Source organism: Streptococcus sp. CL6.35, from assembly GCF_049737915.1.
GTDB lineage: Bacteria > Bacillota > Bacilli > Lactobacillales > Streptococcaceae > Streptococcus.
In genome coordinates this window covers 64322-82919 of the sequence record NZ_JBKOTU010000006.1, presented here as the reverse complement: position 1 = coordinate 82919, position 18598 = coordinate 64322, and the positions used below count along the sequence as shown (strand labels likewise).

The 18598-nt window shown below is 41.2% G+C and carries 19 protein-coding genes, 1 tRNA gene and 1 pseudogene; 1 reads left to right on the top strand and 20 read right to left on the bottom strand.

The annotated features are described in order from the left end of the window. Positions 1–197 precede the first annotated feature (197 nt). The 19 genes and pseudogenes from yidD to ACLNCP_RS08000 form a co-directional block, all read right to left on the bottom strand. Entirely contained in the window at positions 198–440 is a 243-nt protein-coding gene (gene yidD / locus ACLNCP_RS08090) for a membrane protein insertion efficiency factor YidD (protein ID WP_261126064.1), read from the bottom strand. Then, the gene (locus ACLNCP_RS08085) at positions 440–1162 is read right to left on the bottom strand and encodes an rRNA pseudouridine synthase (RefSeq protein WP_261126065.1); all 723 of its coding nucleotides are present in this window, start codon (positions 1160–1162) and stop codon (positions 440–442) included. Before ACLNCP_RS08085 ends, yidD begins: the two co-directional genes overlap by 1 nt. Continuing rightward, entirely contained in the window at positions 1149–1718 is a 570-nt protein-coding gene (gene scpB / locus ACLNCP_RS08080) for an SMC-Scp complex subunit ScpB (RefSeq protein ID WP_261126067.1), read from the bottom strand. Before scpB ends, ACLNCP_RS08085 begins: the two co-directional genes overlap by 14 nt. Before the next feature lie 18 nt (positions 1719–1736). Then, positions 1737–2465 (bottom strand): segregation/condensation protein A, encoded by a 729-nt coding sequence (locus ACLNCP_RS08075; RefSeq protein WP_261126068.1) that lies wholly within the window; start codon positions 2463–2465, stop codon positions 1737–1739. Then, on the bottom strand, positions 2465–3199 hold the full coding sequence (gene xerD / locus ACLNCP_RS08070) for a site-specific tyrosine recombinase XerD (protein WP_424844289.1): 735 nt from the start codon (positions 3197–3199) through the stop codon (positions 2465–2467). Before xerD ends, ACLNCP_RS08075 begins: the two co-directional genes overlap by 1 nt. Beyond that, positions 3196–3657 carry a cyclic-di-AMP-binding protein CbpB gene (gene cbpB, locus ACLNCP_RS08065; protein ID WP_261126071.1) on the bottom strand — a complete coding sequence of 154 codons (462 nt, stop codon included), beginning with the start codon at positions 3655–3657 and terminating at the stop codon, positions 3196–3198. Before cbpB ends, xerD begins: the two co-directional genes overlap by 4 nt. Next, a complete protein-coding gene (locus ACLNCP_RS08060; protein ID WP_001118952.1) occupies positions 3654–4175 on the bottom strand; it encodes a metallophosphoesterase in 522 nt (173 codons plus the stop codon). Before ACLNCP_RS08060 ends, cbpB begins: the two co-directional genes overlap by 4 nt. Then, complete coding sequence (locus ACLNCP_RS08055) at positions 4151–5122, bottom strand: nucleoside-triphosphate diphosphatase (RefSeq protein ID WP_261126072.1); 972 nt, start codon at positions 5120–5122, stop codon at positions 4151–4153. The genes ACLNCP_RS08060 and ACLNCP_RS08055 overlap by 25 nt, the downstream gene beginning before the upstream one ends. Beyond that, the gene (racE, locus tag ACLNCP_RS08050; protein ID WP_000370376.1) at positions 5119–5913 is read right to left on the bottom strand and encodes a glutamate racemase; all 795 of its coding nucleotides are present in this window, start codon (positions 5911–5913) and stop codon (positions 5119–5121) included. Before racE ends, ACLNCP_RS08055 begins: the two co-directional genes overlap by 4 nt. A gap of 203 nt (positions 5914–6116) precedes the next feature. Next, complete coding sequence (locus ACLNCP_RS08045) at positions 6117–6365, bottom strand: YneF family protein (protein ID WP_000364990.1); 249 nt, start codon at positions 6363–6365, stop codon at positions 6117–6119. A gap of 141 nt (positions 6366–6506) precedes the next feature. After that, positions 6507–7094, bottom strand: a pseudogene (locus ACLNCP_RS08040) (alpha-amylase family glycosyl hydrolase); the annotation flags it as partial. A 69-nt stretch (positions 7095–7163) separates the two neighbouring features. Further along, the gene (locus ACLNCP_RS08035) at positions 7164–7967 is read right to left on the bottom strand and encodes an ABC transporter ATP-binding protein (protein ID WP_000157661.1); all 804 of its coding nucleotides are present in this window, start codon (positions 7965–7967) and stop codon (positions 7164–7166) included. Between the two features lie 12 nt (positions 7968–7979). Further along, positions 7980–8873, bottom strand: coding sequence for an ABC transporter permease subunit (locus ACLNCP_RS08030; protein WP_261126073.1), 894 nt, complete (start codon positions 8871–8873; stop codon positions 7980–7982). Between the two features lie 11 nt (positions 8874–8884). After that, positions 8885–9862: an ABC transporter substrate-binding protein gene (locus tag ACLNCP_RS08025; protein WP_261126075.1), complete on the bottom strand. Its 978-nt coding sequence runs from the start codon at positions 9860–9862 to the stop codon at positions 8885–8887. Between the two features lie 452 nt (positions 9863–10314). Continuing rightward, positions 10315–11241, bottom strand: a complete 927-nt coding sequence (locus ACLNCP_RS08020; RefSeq protein WP_424844288.1) for an ATP-binding cassette domain-containing protein — start codon at positions 11239–11241, stop codon at positions 10315–10317. A gap of 10 nt (positions 11242–11251) precedes the next feature. Further along, positions 11252–12319, bottom strand: a complete 1068-nt coding sequence (locus tag ACLNCP_RS08015) for an ABC transporter ATP-binding protein (RefSeq protein WP_000159550.1) — start codon at positions 12317–12319, stop codon at positions 11252–11254. A gap of 8 nt (positions 12320–12327) precedes the next feature. Next, the gene (oppC, locus tag ACLNCP_RS08010; RefSeq protein WP_023943436.1) at positions 12328–13254 is read right to left on the bottom strand and encodes an oligopeptide ABC transporter permease OppC; all 927 of its coding nucleotides are present in this window, start codon (positions 13252–13254) and stop codon (positions 12328–12330) included. Then, positions 13254–14750, bottom strand: a complete 1497-nt coding sequence (locus tag ACLNCP_RS08005; RefSeq protein WP_424844287.1) for an ABC transporter permease — start codon at positions 14748–14750, stop codon at positions 13254–13256. Before ACLNCP_RS08005 ends, oppC begins: the two co-directional genes overlap by 1 nt. Before the next feature lie 66 nt (positions 14751–14816). Beyond that, a complete protein-coding gene (locus ACLNCP_RS08000) occupies positions 14817–16796 on the bottom strand; it encodes a peptide ABC transporter substrate-binding protein (RefSeq protein ID WP_261067093.1) in 1980 nt (659 codons plus the stop codon). A gap of 157 nt (positions 16797–16953) precedes the next feature. Here ACLNCP_RS08000 and ACLNCP_RS07995 point away from each other — a divergent pair. Further along, a tRNA-Cys gene (locus ACLNCP_RS07995) sits at positions 16954–17024 on the top strand. Positions 17025–17221: 197 nt separating this feature from the next. Here ACLNCP_RS07995 and ACLNCP_RS07990 read toward each other — a convergent pair. Next, a complete protein-coding gene (locus tag ACLNCP_RS07990) occupies positions 17222–18553 on the bottom strand; it encodes a hemolysin family protein (RefSeq protein ID WP_000390027.1) in 1332 nt (443 codons plus the stop codon). Positions 18554–18598 lie beyond the last annotated feature (45 nt).

Sequence of the window (18598 nt, the reverse complement as noted above, 5' to 3'; positions counted from 1 at the left end):
ATGAAAATCAAAAAGCAAACTAGGAAACTAGCCGTAAGCTGCTCAAAACACTGTTTTGAGGTTGCAAATGGAAGCTGACGTGGTTTGAAGAGATTTTCAAAGAGTATAAAATTTTGACATTCTAAAACGCATCCTATCAAGTTTACTCAAACCTGATAGGATGCGTTTTTATCATTTTGAAATCTGTTTACCCAGCCTCATTTCCCTTCTTGATTGCGTTTGAGAGAAAAGTGGTCTGGGACGGGGTCCTTACCTGTTTTCGACCAGGGATGGCAACGTAAAATCCGAGCTAAGCCCATCAAAACACCCTTGAAGCCATGTTTTTCAATAGCCTCAATCATATAGTTGGAACAAGTCGGCTCAAAGCGACAAGAGGGTGGAAAGGCTGGGGAGATAAAACGTTGGTAAAAGCGCACAGGCGCTATTAAAATTCGTTTCATTATTTCTTGGTTACAGCCATGATGTGTAGTTGACTGATTTCTTTTTTATTAAGACGACGGGATTCTCCTGGACGAAGACCTGTCAAGTCTAGATGTCCAAAACGTGTACGAGACAGTTTATCTACTTGAAGGCCGACAGCTTCAAACATCTTTTTAACCTGGTGGTTACGCCCTTCATGGATGGTCAACTGCACCACAGAGCGGTTTTTGACTGGATCCACTTTGAGAATCTCATAGACAGCCGGCTTGGTTTTCTTGCCATCAATCTCAAGTCCACGGGTCAAGGGGCGGAGATTGTCCTTATTGGCCACACCTTTAACACGCGCAACATAAACCTTGTCAATCTCATTACGAGGGTGAATCATTTCATCCGTAAAATCCCCATCATTGGTCAAAATCAAGACTCCTGATGTATCCCAGTCCAAACGACCAACTGGGTAAATACGCTCTTTGACATTGGGCAAGAGGTCGACAACAGTCTTGCGCCCCTTGTCATCTGTCACACTGGAAATGACACCGCGTGGTTTGTTAAGCAGATAATAGACCTTTTCTTCGTTGTAGATAGGTTGACCTTCCACTTCGACCTTGTCGCCTGACTTGATAGTGGTTGCTAGTTCACGTACCACTTGGCCGTTAACCGTCACCAAACCTTGCTTGATCAGCTCTTCTGCTTTTCTCCTACTGGCCACACCTGCGTGGGCAATATACTTATTGATTCTCATCTTCTTCTATCCTTTCACCAAATAATTGGCTTTCTTGGGCTTGAATCTCAAGCTCATCAATCACTGGTAATTCTTCCAAATTATTTATCCCCATGTAATCTAGGAAATAATCTGTAGTCACATAGAGGTTGGGGCGACCCAAGACTTCTTTTTTCCCGTCTTCCTTTATCAGGTCAAAAGCCTGCAACTTTGCCAAGGCCCCACTCGAGTTGACCCCACGGATGGCATCAATCTCTATCCGTGTGATGGGCTGTTTGTAGGCAACGATGGACAAGGTCTCAAGGGCAGCCCGAGACAAGCTCTGGTTGATAGGTGCCTTGGAATATTCCTTCAAAATCTCTGAAAACTGAGTCTTGGTCACCAATCTATAAGCACCACCTGTCTCAATCAGAGCCAAACTGGAATCTGGGTCATTTTCATACTTCTGAGTTAATTTTTCTAAACTCTGTTGGATGCCTGTCGGTGGTAGAGAGAGGAGTTCAGCTAACTGGCGGACTCTAATCCCATCTTCACCCGCTACAAACAAGAGCGCTTCTATTTTTGCTAAAGTACTCATCTTTCCTCTCTATCAAGTCTAGCTTTGTGCCACTTGACTTTCTTCCTTCTTTTCCATGAGATAAATATCTCCGAAACTTTCCTCTTGCACAAGAATCAGCTCCTGGGTTTTGATTAACTCTAGGGTTGCCAAAAAGAGGGTAATGACCTCTTGGACATTCTGGGCTTCCTTGAACAAATCCTGCAAGCGCAACTGCTCTCGTCCAGTCAAGGACTCTTTTACGATGACCATCATATCTTCAATCTTATACTCATCCCGCAGGATAGTTGTGTGATTTTGTGCAAACTCCTCTTTTTTCTTGGCTAGGATATTTGAAAAAGCCAAAAAGAGGTCAATGGTCGTCTTGTCATGCACAAGCTCCGCATCTTCGTAAATCAACTCTGTCGGCGCTTTGGAATAGTACTGGGCCCGTTCTTGGTGCTTGGCTTCCAAGTGCTCCCCCAAGAGCTTGAACTTGCGGTATTCTTCGATTTGAGAAAGAAGGTCCTGCTCCAGATCATCCTCCAAGTCGGTCACTTCTGCTACCTTTGGCAAGAGCTTGCGACTCTTGATCAGCATCAGCTGACTAGCCATGACCATATACTCGCCCGTCACTTCCAGACGCATAGCCTGCAGGGTTGAGACATAGGCTAGATACTGTTCGATAACTTCCGTAATAGGCACATCGTAGATATCCATCTGGTACTTGGAAACCAGGTGCAAAATCAAGTCCAGCGGCCCTTCAAAATCTTTTAATTTAATATCCATTATCTATATTTTTCTAAGGTCAGGACTGTTTTTAATCCTAATTTTTTTGCAATTTCGTACAAATCGACCTTGTTTTCTATTTGTCTTAGAATGAACTGTTCCCGCAAGGCCTGGGCTGATAAGGTTGGGAACCCTTTCTCCTTGACAAAGGATTCTAGCTGACGAAAGGCCCACTGACGAGAATAAGCTTTCCCTGCCCTTTCAAAGAGATAGGTCTGGCCCATCAAGGGTTCCAGCTCTGAAAGTAAGGTCGTAGGAATGGTGACAATTCTCTGTTGGGAAGCCTTCTTGATTCGCAACACCTGAAAGTCCAGATTGATGTCCGCAACCTTGAGAGCTAAAATCTCACTCGGCAAGAGCCCCATTTCCAAGATAAGTAGAGCCAGTAAACGCCCCTCTGGATAATTACTTTCCTGCCAAAAAGAGTCTAGGTTTAACAGTTCTGGTTTTGTGGTCTTCTTTTCAGCTTGTTTGGCTAATTCCAAACGATAAAAGCTATCCACTTCTCCTTTTTGATAGAGAAAGTAGAGAAATTGGTTACAGGCCGAAATCTTTCGCTTCTGGGCGCTGATTTTTAGATTGGCTAGTTGGGCTTGGTAAATCTTGAGACTGGTCTCAGAAATCCGCTCACCTACAATGTCTAAAAATTGCTCCAGATCATACTTATAAGACTGCTTGGAATTGACAGACAAGTCCTGCTTTTCCTCTAAGAAATCTGAAATCCTATCTCTCATCTGCATCGAATCTCATATTCCTTACTAAAGTCATGCAAGAGGGCATTGACAGCCTTGAGGATAGACTTGCGCGTGATAATTCCTTGGAAAATACCAAACGCATCCACAACCGGCAAGAAGGACTCATCTACCAGCTTGTGCAAGACCTCCGTAATGGTAAAATCTGGCGAGACGACCGCTACGTCCGTTCTCGTCATATGAACGATATCCGTATCTGCCATGATTTCTTGACTCAAGTCATGCTCCATCTGATAAGCCATAATATCTCTGAGCCCAATCGTCCCAACAAACTGTTTTTCATCTGTTACAACAGGAACACGGGTATAGGTCATCTGACTGAGCAAGAGGGTCGCATGATCCGCATTGTGAGTATCAATCAACACAGCTAGATTTTCAGCAGGGGTCAAAAAAGTTTCCTCCTGCCCCAACAAGAAAGTCTCAAACTCCTTGGCAATCATCGGCTAAACTCCTTGGACAAGCCCGGATACACCTCATGGTCTCGTGTCAAAAAGTCCACTTTAAAATAACTATCATCAATCTCCACACGAGCATAGAGACATTCTCTGATGGTCCCACGTGGTTGACTGATGGAACCTGGATTTAGAAAGAGGGTCTTGCCTTCCATCCAAGCACTTGGCACATGCAAGTGACCATAAAGACAGATATCGGCCTCTTCTTCCTGAGCCCAGTAGTCCAACTTTTGAAAGTTGAAATTGATGTCAAACAAGTGACCATGGGTTTGGATAATCTTGGTCGAACCAAGCTCGGTCACCAAACGTTCTGGGTAGCCGGCGTAGAAGTCCATGTTCCCTTTAACAACACGGATTCCTTCCCAAAGGGGAGAATCCGGACGCAGTTCAGAATCGCCGTTATGAAAAACGGCGTCAACTTTGCCCACATAGCGATCACGGATTTCTTCCACAATCAAGCTATCGCCATGGGAATCGCTCATTACAATGATGGTTTGCTTTGCCATGATGGAAATACCTCCAAAAGTTTCTTAACGGCTAAGGCACGGTGCGATTGACTATTTTTTTCTTCAAGGGTTAATTCAGCTGATGACTTACCTGTCTCTCCTACAAGGAAGAGAGGATCGTAACCAAATCCATTTTCACCCTTAGGTTCAAAGTTAATGTAGCCTGGCCAGTCTGCTTCAACAACCAAGCTTTCCTTGTTTGGACTGGCCACGACTAGGGTTGTATGGAATTGAGCCGAGCGGTCCTTGAGTTCAAAGACCATGGCCAATTCGTGCAAGAGTTTGGCATTGTTTTCACGGTCAGTAGCTCCCACACCTGCGAAACGAGCTGACCAGACACCTGGCAAGCCACCAAGGACATCGACTTTGAGACCTGAGTCATCTGCCAAAACCATCTTGCCCGTTAATTGAGAAATGGTTTCTGCCTTGAGACGGGCATTTTCTTCGAAGGTCATGCCTGTTTCAGCTACTTCAGGCAGGTCAGGATAGTCATTAAGATTTTCCACATCGTAGCCTAACTTATCAAAGATAGCTCGGAACTCTTTGGTCTTGCCTTCGTTTCGAGTCGCAATCAATAAGGTTTCTCTGACCTTGCTTGTCTCAAAGAAATCATGAACATTGACCCCTTCTTTAGGCAATGCTACATGCAGGAGTTGCCCATTTTCAATCAAGAGAAAAGCTCCCTGACGTTGGATGACTTCCACATTTCGTCCCATTTCTTGGTTGAGGATATCTACCACAAAAGACAATAAACGGTAGAGAGAACCATAGCGTAAAACAGTAACAGAAACAGGAAAACCTCGATCCTCATCTCGAAATCTTTGGGCAAACTCCAATAGAGGAAAATCCAAGTCATCATCCGTCAACGTCCGGACGCCACCAAAAATACCATAGGACCCGACATACCAGTCCTGGTCATCCTTGTATTCATAAATTTTATTTGTCATAATTCTACATGCTCCACATGAATCTCTTTTTCCAGCCATTCTTCACCAATTTGTGCAAAACTTTGGCTGCTGGCTGTTGTGTAAAAACGGTGATGGAGTGGTCCGGCATCGCGACCACGATTGATTTCAAAATAATTAAGTAAGACTGAGATATCCCGTACGCACTCTGCCCCACTATCAATGAGCTGAACCTTGGGTCCCATGACATTTTGAATAATGGGTCTGAGCAGTGGATAATGGGTACAACCCAAAATCAGGCTATCCACCTTTCCAACCAAGGGACGCAGGGTTTCATAGACCACTTTCTTGGTGACACTGGTTGACAGGGCACCAGATTCCACCAAGGGAGCAAACTTGGGACAGGCCAAACTCTCCACCTGTAAGTCCGGATCCAAATCATGGATTTTCTGACGGTAGATGTCTGATTGTACCGTCATGGGTGTTCCAATCACTCCGATTTTCCCACCTTGGCTGGACTTGATAGCTGCCGAAGCTCCTGGCAAAATCACACCTAGGACAGGAATATCTAGTTGAGCCTTGATTTCTTCCCAGACGACCGCAGTCGCAGTGTTACAAGCAATGACAATCATCTTGACATCCTTGGTCAAGAGAAAGTTGACCAACTGCCAAGTATATTCACGAATTTGCTCAGCAGGACGGGGACCATAGGGCGCCCGCGCCGAATCTCCAATATAGACGATTTCTTCATGGGGAAGCTGGCGCATGAGCTCGCGCACAACGGTCAAGCCCCCGACACCCGAATCCAAAAAACCAATTGGTCGATTATCCATACAGTCTTCTTTCTAGTCTTTTTTCTGATTGATAGTTCATTATGATTACCGTTCCTTATGAACTGAATAATGACAGCCTAATCAACAACTATCTCTCTTAATCATAATCAAATATCAATAGAATGCAAGGAAAAAGTCTCATCCCTAAACCCTTAGCCAACATAGTGAGAAGTCTGGAACTTTCATCCCAGACTTTTCCTTATTTATTTTTTCTTTTTATTGTTAGCAAGGGCTGCCTTTTGTTGGCGGATGATTTGGTGGTAAACTTGTTGTACCTTGGCTTCGCTTGGTTTTTGACCATTTGCACTCAAAAGAGTACGAACTGCTTCAGCATTCAAACGTGGGTTATCAGCGAATTCTTTTTCAATTTGCTTACGAACCAAGTACATTCCTCCAAGAGCTCCTCCTAGAAAAGCTAGCACAATCAATACAATTGCTAAAAGTAAATCCATCATTTTTCTCCTGTTTCTTTTTGAGTCTCCTTCATTATACCATAAACTAGTCACCCTGACTAGTTTGTTTTACGCTTTCAGAGATGGAATAGACAGCAAAAAGAAGCCTGCTTTTCTGCAAAAGAGGGCTCCTTACTGAGTTTAATTTACATAAATAGCTAGTGTTTGATAGGGTTTGAGTAGAATTTTTTCAGACACTTCTGCATCTTCATAGTTTGAAATCAAAATTCGTCCATTTTGGTAGGCTACTGATAAGTCGATTTCCAGTTCTGTGGCATAAAAATTATTGAGCACTAGTAACTTTTGATCCTCATACTGGCGTTCAAAAGCGTAGACTTGCTGACTGTCTTCAAAAGCTGGTTTGTAACTTCCTTCTGAGATGATAGGCATTTCTTTACGAAGTCGAATCAAGTCTTGGTAGAAGGTGAAAATCGGACCTTGGATTTCATTTTCTACATTGATATGAGGGTAGGATTTTCCTGCCTTGAGCCAAGGCGTCCCTACTGTAAATCCTGCATTTTCCGAAGAATCCCACTGCATGGGAATTCGTGAATTATCACGCGACTTAGCTTGAATAATCTGGAAGGCTTCTTCCTGACTCTTCCCTTCTTCTAAGAGCATCTGATAGGCATTGAGCGATTCGACATCTACATAATCAGCCATAGAATCATAGTCTGGGTCAATCATCCCGATTTCCTCACCCATATAAATATAAGGTGTTCCACGAGAATTTCTATTTGTAGATTTTGCAAAGCGTAAGAAATAAAAGACTGAGACACTGGATCTCAGCCTTTTTCTTTATCCTAAAACCAATTCATCACTAACTAGACTTTGGCCACTATTTTTCTGGAAGAGATGCATGAGATCTTCAACCGTCAGATGCTTTTTCTCCTCTCCCTTGACATCCACCACTATCTTACCCTGATAGAGCATAATAAGACGATTTCCGTACTCAATCGCATGGTTCATATCGTGGGTAATCATCAAAGTCGTCAACTGATGGTGTTCCACAATCTTTTGCGTCAAATCCATCACCATTTGACTCGTTTTCGGGTCAAGTGCCGCAGTATGTTCATCCAAAAGCAAGAGTTTAGGTTTCACTAGAGCTGCCATGACTAGGGTCAAGGCCTGTCTTTGTCCTCCTGAGAGGTATTGAGTATCCACTTTTAAGCGGTTTTCAAGACCAATATTCAACTCTTTCAAAGCCTCTTGGAACTGGATTCTATCCTTCTCCTTCACGCCCCAACCAAGCCCTCTCTTCTGCCCGCGTCTCAAAGCAATAGCCATATTCTCCTCAATCGTCAAACGAGAAGCTGTTCCCATCTTAGGATCTTGAAAAACACGGGCGATATCCTTGGCTCTCTTTCTTACACTCAGATTTTTAATGGATTTGCCTGCCAATAAAAGGTCCCCTTCGTCCACCGATAGATTGCCAGCCAAGATATTCATCAAAGTGGATTTGCCTGCCCCATTTCCACCAATCACAGAGATAAAATCTCCCTCTTCAACTTCTAAATCTAATCCTTTGAGGACATGGTTCTCATTGACCGTCCCTGCTTCAAAGGTTTTGTGAATATTTTCAAGTGTTAACAAACTTGCCATAACTTTCTCCTCCTATTCATTTCTCAGTTTCAAACCACGAATCTTTAATCTCTTTTGCAGTTCTGGTGCAAATAACACTAAGGCTAGCAAGATTGCATTAAAGAGACGTACCAGGTTTTGATCTAGATTTGGAATTTCATAGATATTTAAAATAATCAAACGGTAAACAATGGCACCGATTCCGATAGATAACAAGCGACCTCCAATGGTCAAGTCGTGTATCAAAACTTCTGCAATAATAACTGCACTCAAACCAACAACGATGGTTCCTGTCCCAGAGGTTACGTCTGAAAATCCATCATTTTGAGCGAACAAGGAACCACACAGGGCAATCAAACCATTTGAAATCATGTAACCAACAATCTTCATGGTGTCTACATTGACCCCATTAGCCTCACTCATCGGAATATTGTCCCCAGTCGAACGCAAGACCAATCCAATCTCCGTTTTCATCAAAAGAGTCAAGACCAAACAAACAAGTAGGAGACAGGCCAAACTGAATGAGAAAACAGCTTCTTCATTTGTCAGCCCCAAGCTCGCCAATTGTTTAAAGACAGTTGAAGAATCTCCCAAGGAAAGGTTGGGCACACTGCCCATGATTTTAATATTGATTGAATAAAGCCCTGTCAAGGTCACAATCCCTGTCAAGAGAGCTGGGATTTTCATCTTGGTGTGGAGCATTCCTGATACAAGACCAGCTACCATACCTGCAAACAAAGCAAGTAAAGTCGCAATCCAAGGATTTGTCCCTGCCTGTATCTGAGATACGACGACAGCAGCCCCCAGTGGAAAGGCTCCTTCAGCAGTCATATCCGCAATATCCAAAATACGGAAAGTCAAGTAGACCCCAATCGCCATAATCGACCACAACAAACCTTCTGATAAACTAGATAATACAAAATTCATCTCAAACCTCCTTATTCCTTGCCTTCTAACTTACTAATATCAATTCCCAATGCATCTGCCATTTCTTGATTGGTATGCAATTCCAGTTTTTCAGGCAACTCAACTGCTATATTTTCTGGTTTCTCACCTTTTAAGACACGAATCAACATGCGGGCTGTCTGCCGTCCCAATTCTTCATAATTGGTACCGTAGTTATACAAACCACCAACCGCAATCATTTCCGTTGAGCCACCGAATACTGGAACCTTGTGTTTAATAGAAACCTGCTTAACTGTTTCCATGGTTGACGAAATGATATTGTCCGTTGGTACAAAAACCATATCCACTTCTGCCATCAAACTCTCTGCTGCCGCCTTGACATTGTTACTGTCCAAGATTGTTTTTTCAACAACGGTAAAGCCTTTTTCTTCCAGAAGTCGCTTAGCTTCATCCTTTTGGACAACTGAGTTTGGCTCGCTCTGAGTATAGAGGATTCCAATTGTTTTAGCTTTTGGCAACACTTTCTTTATCAAATTGATTTGGGTTGAGATAGCATCTGATGACTGATCACTTGTCCCAGTTACATTGCCCCCAGGATGTTCTCTTGACTCAACCAACTTGGCACTGACAGGATCTGTTACAGCTGAAAAGACAACCGGTGTCGTTTGTGTTGTATTGGCCAAGCTCTGAGCAGAAGGCGTTGCGATAGCTAGAACGACATCACTAGATTCTGCTAGTTGCTGGGAAATAGTTTTTAGATTTCTTTGTTCTCCTTGTGCATTTTGCAAATCTATCTCAATATTTTTCCCCTCAACATAGCCTTGTTTAGCCAGCTCATCCACAAAACCTTCTCTAGTAGCGTCTAGGGACTGGTGAGTAATAAATTGCGAAATACCGATACGAAACACATCTTTTTTCTTATCTGCCTTCAACTGATGCAAACTGATCAGAGAGGTCAAGAGAATCCCCACTACCAAGAGGGGTGCTAGTAATTTTCGAACAACTTTCATAATGAAACTCCTTCTCAGAAAAGATAAAACAAAAAACCGCCTAGATACTATCTAAACGGATGCTTGAAATAATCTAACAAGTTATAACTTTGCTAGTCCATTTAGATATTCATCTATATGGACCACAATCAAAAATCTTAGCCACATAGATACAAACAAATTGCTTGAACTGTTTGCATCCATGGTGACATGTCTACAAACACTATCTAAAGTAGCTAAAGTAAAAGTTTTGATTCATCGTTACAGCTTGTTTCTTATTCATTTCTTTTTCTGCTTTCTTTTTTGATGTTTCCTATCTTACCACCTTTTTCATCACCTGTCAAGAATATTTCAGAATTTTTTAAAATTTTTCGAAAATTCTTTCAGGTAGCTTTCAAAGACTTTCAAATCAGTCCAACAAAAAAAGGTTTATAATTTCCATAAAAGTTGACATGGAAATTATAAAACCATTATTAGTTTAATCCTTTTTGGTAACGTGCCAATTCGGCTTGGTTAGCCCAAACATAGTGACCTGGACGGATTTCTACCATAGATGGCTTATCAGTCTCATAGTCGTGTTGACTTGGGTCGTAAACCTTCAAGACCTTCTTACGTTCCAAGATTGGATCTGGGATTGGTACCGCTGAAAGCAAGGCTTGAGTATATGGGTGAATTGGATTGTTAAACAATTCTTCTGTTTCTGTAACCTCTACAATAACACCCTTGTAAATAACTGCGATACGATCTGAAATAAAGCGAACGACAGACAAGTCATGGGCGATGAAGAGATAGGTCAAACCAAGTTCTTTTTGGAATTTTTTGAGCAAGTTCAAGACTTGAGCACGCACAGAAACGTCCAAGGCTGAAATGGGCTCATCCGCAATAACAAAGTCTGGTTGCATGACCAAGGCACGGGCAATACCGATACGTTGACGTTGACCACCTGAGAATTCATGAGGGTAACGAGTCAAGTGCTCAGCAAGAAGGCCCACTTCACGGATAATATTTTTAACTTTCTCTTTACGTTCTTCTTCATCCTTGAACAGATGATGATTGTAAAGACCTTCAGAAATAATATAATCAACAGTCGCACGTTCATTCAAACTTGCTGCAGGGTCTTGGAAAATCATCTGGATTCGACGAATCAATTCCGCAGCTTGTTCACGCGATTTCTTACCATTAATCTTTTGACCATCAAAAATGATATCACCATTACTTGTATCATTTAGACCAATGATGGCACGACCAATAGTTGTTTTCCCACTACCTGACTCACCTACAAGCGAGAAAGTTTCTCCCTTGTTGATAAAGAAGTTAGCATTTTTAACCGCGACAAACTTCTTACTTCCTTCACCGAAGGAAATTTCTAAATCTTTGATTTCTACTAATTTTTCAGACATTTCCTTCCTCCTAGTCAGCCAGATGGGCAAATCCCATTTTTTCACGAATCTTATCATGGAGATTTGCAATCACAGCTGGTTTTTCTACTTTCGGAGCATCCTCATGAAGTAGCCAAGTTTTAGCCCAATGTGTCTCTGATACTGAGAATTGAGGAGCTTTTTGTTCAAAGTCAATCTGCATTGCATAGTCAGAACGCAAGGCAAAGGCATCCCCTTTCAGGTCAGTATAAAGTGACGGAGGTGTTCCTGGGATTGAGTAAAGATCCCCTTTATCATCAGCAAGTTGAGGCAAGCTAGACAAGAGACTCCATGTATATGGATGGCGAGGGTCATAGAAGACTTCCTCAACAGTTCCATACTCAACGATTTCTCCCGCATACATAACTGCTACCTTATCCGCAATACTTGCTACCACACCAAGGTCATGGGTGATAAAGATTGTTGTGAAATGGTACTCGTTTTGTAAAGATTTTAGCAAATCAATAATCTGAGCTTGGATGGTCACATCCAAGGCTGTCGTTGGCTCATCACAGATCAAGACATCAGGTCGGCAGGCAAGGGCAATAGCAATAACGATACGTTGACGCATTCCTCCAGAATATTGGAATGGGTATTCATCAAAACGTCTATCTGCGTCTGGAATCCCAACCTTATTCATGTAGTCAATCGCCAATTCTTTCGCTTCTTTAGCTGTTTTTCCTTGGTGTTTTACAATAACTTCTGTAATCTGACTACCAATTGTTTTAATTGGGTCCAAACTAGTCATTGGATCTTGGAAGATAGTCGCAATCTTAGCCCCACGAATTTGTTCCCAATCTTTATGAGAAGATAAAGCTGTCAAATCTTGACCACGGTAGTCAATACTACCTTGGGCAATGCGACCATTTTCTTCAAGCATACCTGTGAAAGTCTTTGTCAAAACAGATTTTCCTGATCCTGACTCACCTACCAAGGCTAATACTTCTCCTTCAACTAGTTCAAGGGAAACGCCGCGAATGGCTGTCAATACTTTGTCACGAACGTCAAATTCCACGACAATATCGCGAGCAGTCAAAATTACATTTTTTTCTTTTGTCATTTCTACTCCTATCTATGTGTACGTGGATCACTAGCATCCGCTAAGTTTTGACCAACTACGAAAAGGGACAAGGATACCAAGACAAGAGTTGTCAATGGAATCCAGAACAAGTAAGCATTAGTTGTTACGTTTTGTGAATAATCTGAAATCAAACGCCCCAAACTTGGCACGGTAATCGGTAATCCAAGACCGAAGAATGACAAGAAGGCTTCGTATGAGATAAAGCTTGGAAGCATTTGAGTCATGGTTGTCACAATAACAGATACCAATTGTGGCATGATATTTTTGGCAACAATCTTCAAGGTTGGAGTTCCCAAAGTGCGTGATGCCAAGTTGTATTCCAAATCACGGTAACGCAAGATTTGCACACGAATCATGAAGGCAATCCCAATCCATGTTGTTACACTCATGGCAAAAATCAGATTCCAGAATCCCGCACCGATTGAGTAAGTCAAGACAATGACAATCAAAAGAGATGGGATGTTTGAGATGACGTTATAAACTTCCATCATCACGCGGTCAACTGATTTTGAAATTCCCCAAATACCACCGACAAAAACACCGATAACCAAGTTAATCACTGTCGCAATCACAGAAATGAGGATAGAGTTACGAGCTCCGAACCAGACACCGTCAAAGAGAGATTTACCGTTACTGTCTGTACCGAACCAATGCTCAGCATTTGGCTTTATATAACGAGCACTAAAGTCGTTTACCTTGCTGACATCATTGAAATCAAACTTAGAAAACATTGGGTAGATGAAACTCATTAAAATGATAGCTACCAAGATTCCCAACATGACTACAGTTGATTTCTTCTTCATAAATTGTCTAAACACTGAACCCCAGTATGAATAAGCTGGCGCATCAATGGTTTCAGAGGCAAAATCATCACGTTTTACAAACTGAAATTTTTCTTTATCGATTGTAGACATTATTTGCCTCCTTTCTCAGTCAATTTAATACGTGGGTCAATAATAGTCATCCAAATATCTCCCAAAAGAAGAGAGAAGATAGAAATACATGTAAAGATGAAGACAAGACCAACGACCATAGAGTTATTAGATGCTTTTACAGAATCAATCAACATTTTACCCATACCTGGGAAGGCGAAGACTGTTTCAGTAAGGGTTGCACCACCGATAACCCCGATAACGGCACCAGGAATTCCTGAAACCAGCGGAACCATGGCATTTTTAAAGATGTGTTTGTTTGAAATTTCTTTTTCAGACAAACCTTTGGCACGAGCAAAACGAACAAAGTCCTGTGACTGCAAGTCAATCATGTAACGACGAATCCAAATAGCTGTACCAGGAGCACCCAACAAACCAAGGATAACTGCTGGTAAAACATACGAACGCCAATCTCCAGCACCCAAAATAGGGAATGAATCTGGAAGACCAATTGATGATCCAATCAAACGAACAATGTAAACCAAAGCAATGGTTGGAAGGGCCATCAAGAAGGTCAAAGCCCCTGTTGAGAAGCTATCAATCCAAGTATTCTTGAAGCGAGCCATAGCTGAACCAAGTGGCACGGCAATCGCATAAGAAATCACCAAACCAATCAATCCAACAACAGCAGAGCTGGCAATCATTGAAGGATATTGGTAGTTGCTTTCAGTAGCTGTATACGGATCATCTTTCCCGTAGTTGGCTACTTCACGAGAATCAGCCTGACTAGGTGATTTATAGGTTCTTGAGTAAATATTTACAGATGAAGTTTTCTTACCTGTTGGGAACTGAACTTGACCCGTTTTTGTTTGGCCTTGTCCTTGAGTAATAACCTGTAAAACAGGGCTATTAGCATAGGTTGGATAAGAGTCACCTAAATTAATGTTCACAAAGTTTTGATGCACAAATGGGAACTGACTGTTGAAGTACAAGAGATATTTGTGTTTTGTTCCTGAACCGACCAATGACCATCCGATAGCTGGATCGTTTTCGAAACGAAGGTAACGTTTCAAGTCTGGATTTTCAGGGTCTTGAATTTTATTAGTATGGTCAATGTCAATCAAGTTAGCATAGAATTTGAAAACACGTTCAAAAATTGGGATTTCACGAGTAGCATAGAATTGGCCACTTTCAGTAAATTCTCCCAAGGTCCAACCATGACCGATTTGTTTGATGTATTTTTCATAGATGGCCTTGTTGGTGTCATTGGCTTCAACTGTTACAGAAGCATCCATCTGGCTAGCTTTTTCTTGCAATTCCTTGGTATCGTAGTACTCGATATAGCCCATACGCTCATAAACAGTGTTCTCATAGTTATCACGCTTATCAGCAGTTGTCGCAATCTTGTTATAGTTGGTATCCTGTTTGAAAATCAATTTTCGAGGAACCATTGTATAGATAATCGTGTAAGTCAAGGTTGTTACTAAGAAAATCGAAACCAATGACCGCAAAACACGCATAAAAATATATTTTTTCATATTATTTCCTTTAAAAACCCCAAAAGAACCTTCTCCTCATGGAGAGAAAGTTCTATTAGAAATTATTTACTTCACATGACTTGCCAATTCTTTTTGAGCTTTCTCATTTGATTCAGCTTTTTCTTTCAACCATTTTTCACGAGCTTTTTCATACTCTTTCTTAGTCACCGCTTTATCTTGTAATTTCAAATATTTGAAGTAAACATCCGAACCCTTAGAGCCTGTTTGCGCAGAAGCACCAGTAAATGGAACAACTCGTGAAACCACCGGTGCTGCACCAGCAGAAGCCATAGCAGGAATAAAGAGAGAACTATCTGTCAACCAAGCTTGAGCCGCTGCATATTTTTCATAACGGGCATTCAAGTCGCTTGTCTCTTTGGCAGCTTCATCAACTAATTTATCGTATTCTTTCAAACCAACTTGAACTACTGAAGGGCTATTTGGATTATCAAATCCTAAATATGTTTTTGTAGTTTCACTGCTAGTTGTTTTTAAAATATCCAGGTAAGTAGATGGGTCTTGATAGTCTGGTCCCCATGAAACTCCTCCCGATACATCCCAATCCTCAGATGAAGCATTGGCAGCATAGTAAGTAATATTAAGAAATTCATCACTTGTCATTTGTTGAATATCAACCACGACATTTTCAACACCAAGAACTGTTTCTACAGATTGTTTAAAGGACTGAATACGAGATATGTAGTTTTTTGCTGCTTGGTCTACTGGAACATCCAGATGAATAGGGAACTGAACGCCGTCTGCTTCTAAAGCTTTCTTAGCTTTCGCAAACTCTGCCTTGGCCTTGTCAGCATTGAATAAACCATCTTGCCCATCAGCTAAATTCACACCTTTCCACTCATCTCCATAAGCAGGAAGTTGAGCAGCGACTAAATCACCAAAGGTCTTCTCACCAACTGAAACAAAGTCTGGTTTTACAAATAGATTACGAACTGCTAAAGCTGCTCCATCTTTACCATTGATTTGAGCAGAGTAAGCTGAGCGATCAAGAGCAAAATTCAAGGCTTGACGGAAATCTTTGTTAAGCAATGCCTTCTTAGTAGCTGCTTTCTCTGAATCTGTAGCTTTAGAAGTATAGTTGTATCTTTGGCGATCAATATTCACACCCAGACCAGCAATCCCAGAGTCTGGTTGTGTGTAATAGATATTGTCTTTGTACTCTTCTGCTATCTTAGAATAGTTGGAACTGGTAGGGAAAAGACGGGCATAACTATAAGCTCCGCTAGTGAAGTTACGCTCTAGCGACTCCTGATCTGAGCCATCATAGTAAGCTAGATTTATAGTATCTAGGTGGACATTTTCTTTGTCCCAATATTGATCATTTTTCACAAACTCTACAGAAGATTTTGCAGTCAACCCTTTCAACAAGAATGGTCCATTATAAAGCAAGGATGTCGGATCTGTTGGTTTAGCAAAATCGCTTCCTTTTGATGTTTCGAATTCTTCATTCAGAGGCCAGAAAATGGAATAAGTCAACTTAGAATTCCAATATGGTTCTGGCTGGTTTAAAGTATATTGAAGCGTATAATCATCAACCGCTTTGACACCTACTGTAGAGAAATCTTTTGAATTTCCAGCCAAATAATCAGACAAACCTTTAACAGAAGTTTCAGCTAGATATAGGGCTTCTGATTTCTTATCTGCCGCATGTTTTAATCCATTCACGAAATCTTTAGCAGTCACTTCAGCATATTCTTCACCATCCGAGGTAAACCATTTAACCCCTTTACGAATCTTATAGGTGTATGTCAAACCATCCTTAGAGACTTCCCAATCCTCTGCCACTGCAGGAGTAAGATTTCCGTAATTATCGTTAGTAAATAAACCATCAATCCCATTTGAAGTCACTACTTTTGTACTATTTTTACTTGAAATCAGGTAGTCCAAAGTTTCTGGGTCTGCTGTATAAACATAGCCATAAGCTTTAGGAGCTGTCGAATCAGATGATTTTGAATTCCCACAAGCTACTAACACACCTGTTGCCAATAAAGCAACTCCTGCTGCAACAAAGACTCTACTTTTTTTCATTTATTTACTCCTCTGATAAAGTATAGGTTATCATCAATTATACCATAGATTTCAAGAAAAGTAAACGAATTTTCAGAATATTTAGGCTTATTGACACAAAAAATCTGAAAAAGCTATTGACTGAAAATCATTTTCAAGGTATAATAATAAACGTTAAGGCGGTATAGCCAAGTGGTAAGGCACGGCTCTGCAAAAGCTTGATCGTCGGTTCAAATCCGTCTACCGCCTTCTATAACTTGATTTATCAGGTTTCACATGAACAGAAAGCCCAATTTGAAGGGCTTTTTTCTTTTTCTTTGGATAAATAAGGATAGATTTAGAAAAGTTTTGGGGCGGATTTGGGGACTGAGTTTTTCGAGGATACTATTCCCTTTTAAAATCAACTGAAAAAAGCTTTGTCACGCATGATGACAAAAGCCTCTAGTTTACTCTGTTTCTTCTTCTATTTCAACTTCGGTAATTTGGACTTTTACCTTGGTAACACGTCCATTTTTCACTTTATCATTGGTTAGGATAAGCTGTTTGTTTTGGCTTACCAACTCATAGCTGAGCTTTTCAGTCGTTGGAATGGTCCCCACTCCTGTCAAATAGTAACCAGCGATGGTATCAACGTCATCACTTTCCAGTTCAACATCAAAGTAGTCATTAAAATCATTGAGATTCATGGTACCTTGAACAATATAAGTATCTTCTCCAATTTTATGAACTTCGATTTCAGCCTTATCTGTTTCGTCATCGATTTCCCCAACGATTTCCTCTAAGAGGTCTTCAAGTGTCACCAAACCAGCCATTCCACCGTATTCATCTAACAAAATCGCCATTTGTCTTTGGGTATTGCGTAATTCTTTTAACAAGTCATCCACAAAAATAGTTTCAGGAACAAAAAGAGGATCTTGTAAGATTTTCTTCCAAACAATATTGTCAAAACCGTCCACAAAGCCCGCATTAAGGAGACTCTTGGTATGAATAATCCCAATCACATTGTCCTTATCCCCATCATAGACAGGGATACGAGAATAATTTTGTTTTAAAATACTTTGGATGATGGTTTGACTATCATCCTGAATATCTACCATAAAGGCATCCGTTCGAGGAACCATGACTTCTCTGGCCATTAATTCGTCCAGTGAAAAGATTCCTTGTAACATTTCAATTTCGTCAGCATCTAGTGTTTCTTCACTATTTGTCAACATGTACTCAATTTCATCACGGGTCATTTTTTCATCAGCATCGTCAAAGGTCATAGGAGTCAAGCGACTCAAGAGATTGGTAGATGCAGACAAGAGCCAAACAAAGGGACTAACTAGTTTCCCAAGCCCAATGATAACTGGCGCTGTACGAATCGCCAAGGCATCCTTTAGATTAAGAGCGATTCTTTTAGGATACAATTCCCCAAAAACGATGGAAATATAAGTCAAAAATGCTAAAGATAGAAAACTTGCAACGGCATAAGATGTTTCACCATTTCCAAGCCAAGATGCAATTTCTCGTCCCAGAGTGTCTGCCAAACTCGCCCCTGATAAGATCGTAATCAGGGTAATCCCTACTTGAATGGTTGATAAAAAGTGGTTAGGATTTTCTAGTACCTTCAGCAGACGGATATAGCGTCTATCTCCTTCTTCTGCCTTTTGTTCAACCCGCGCACGGTTAAGTGAAACCATGGCCATTTCTGTGGCTGAGAAAAAAGCATTTAACACTGTCAAGATAAACAATAAAACAAATTGTAGCAACAAATTCTGACTACTTGGGTCTTCCATAGTTCTTCTCCTAAAATAGTATCTTACCCTCTATTATATCACAAA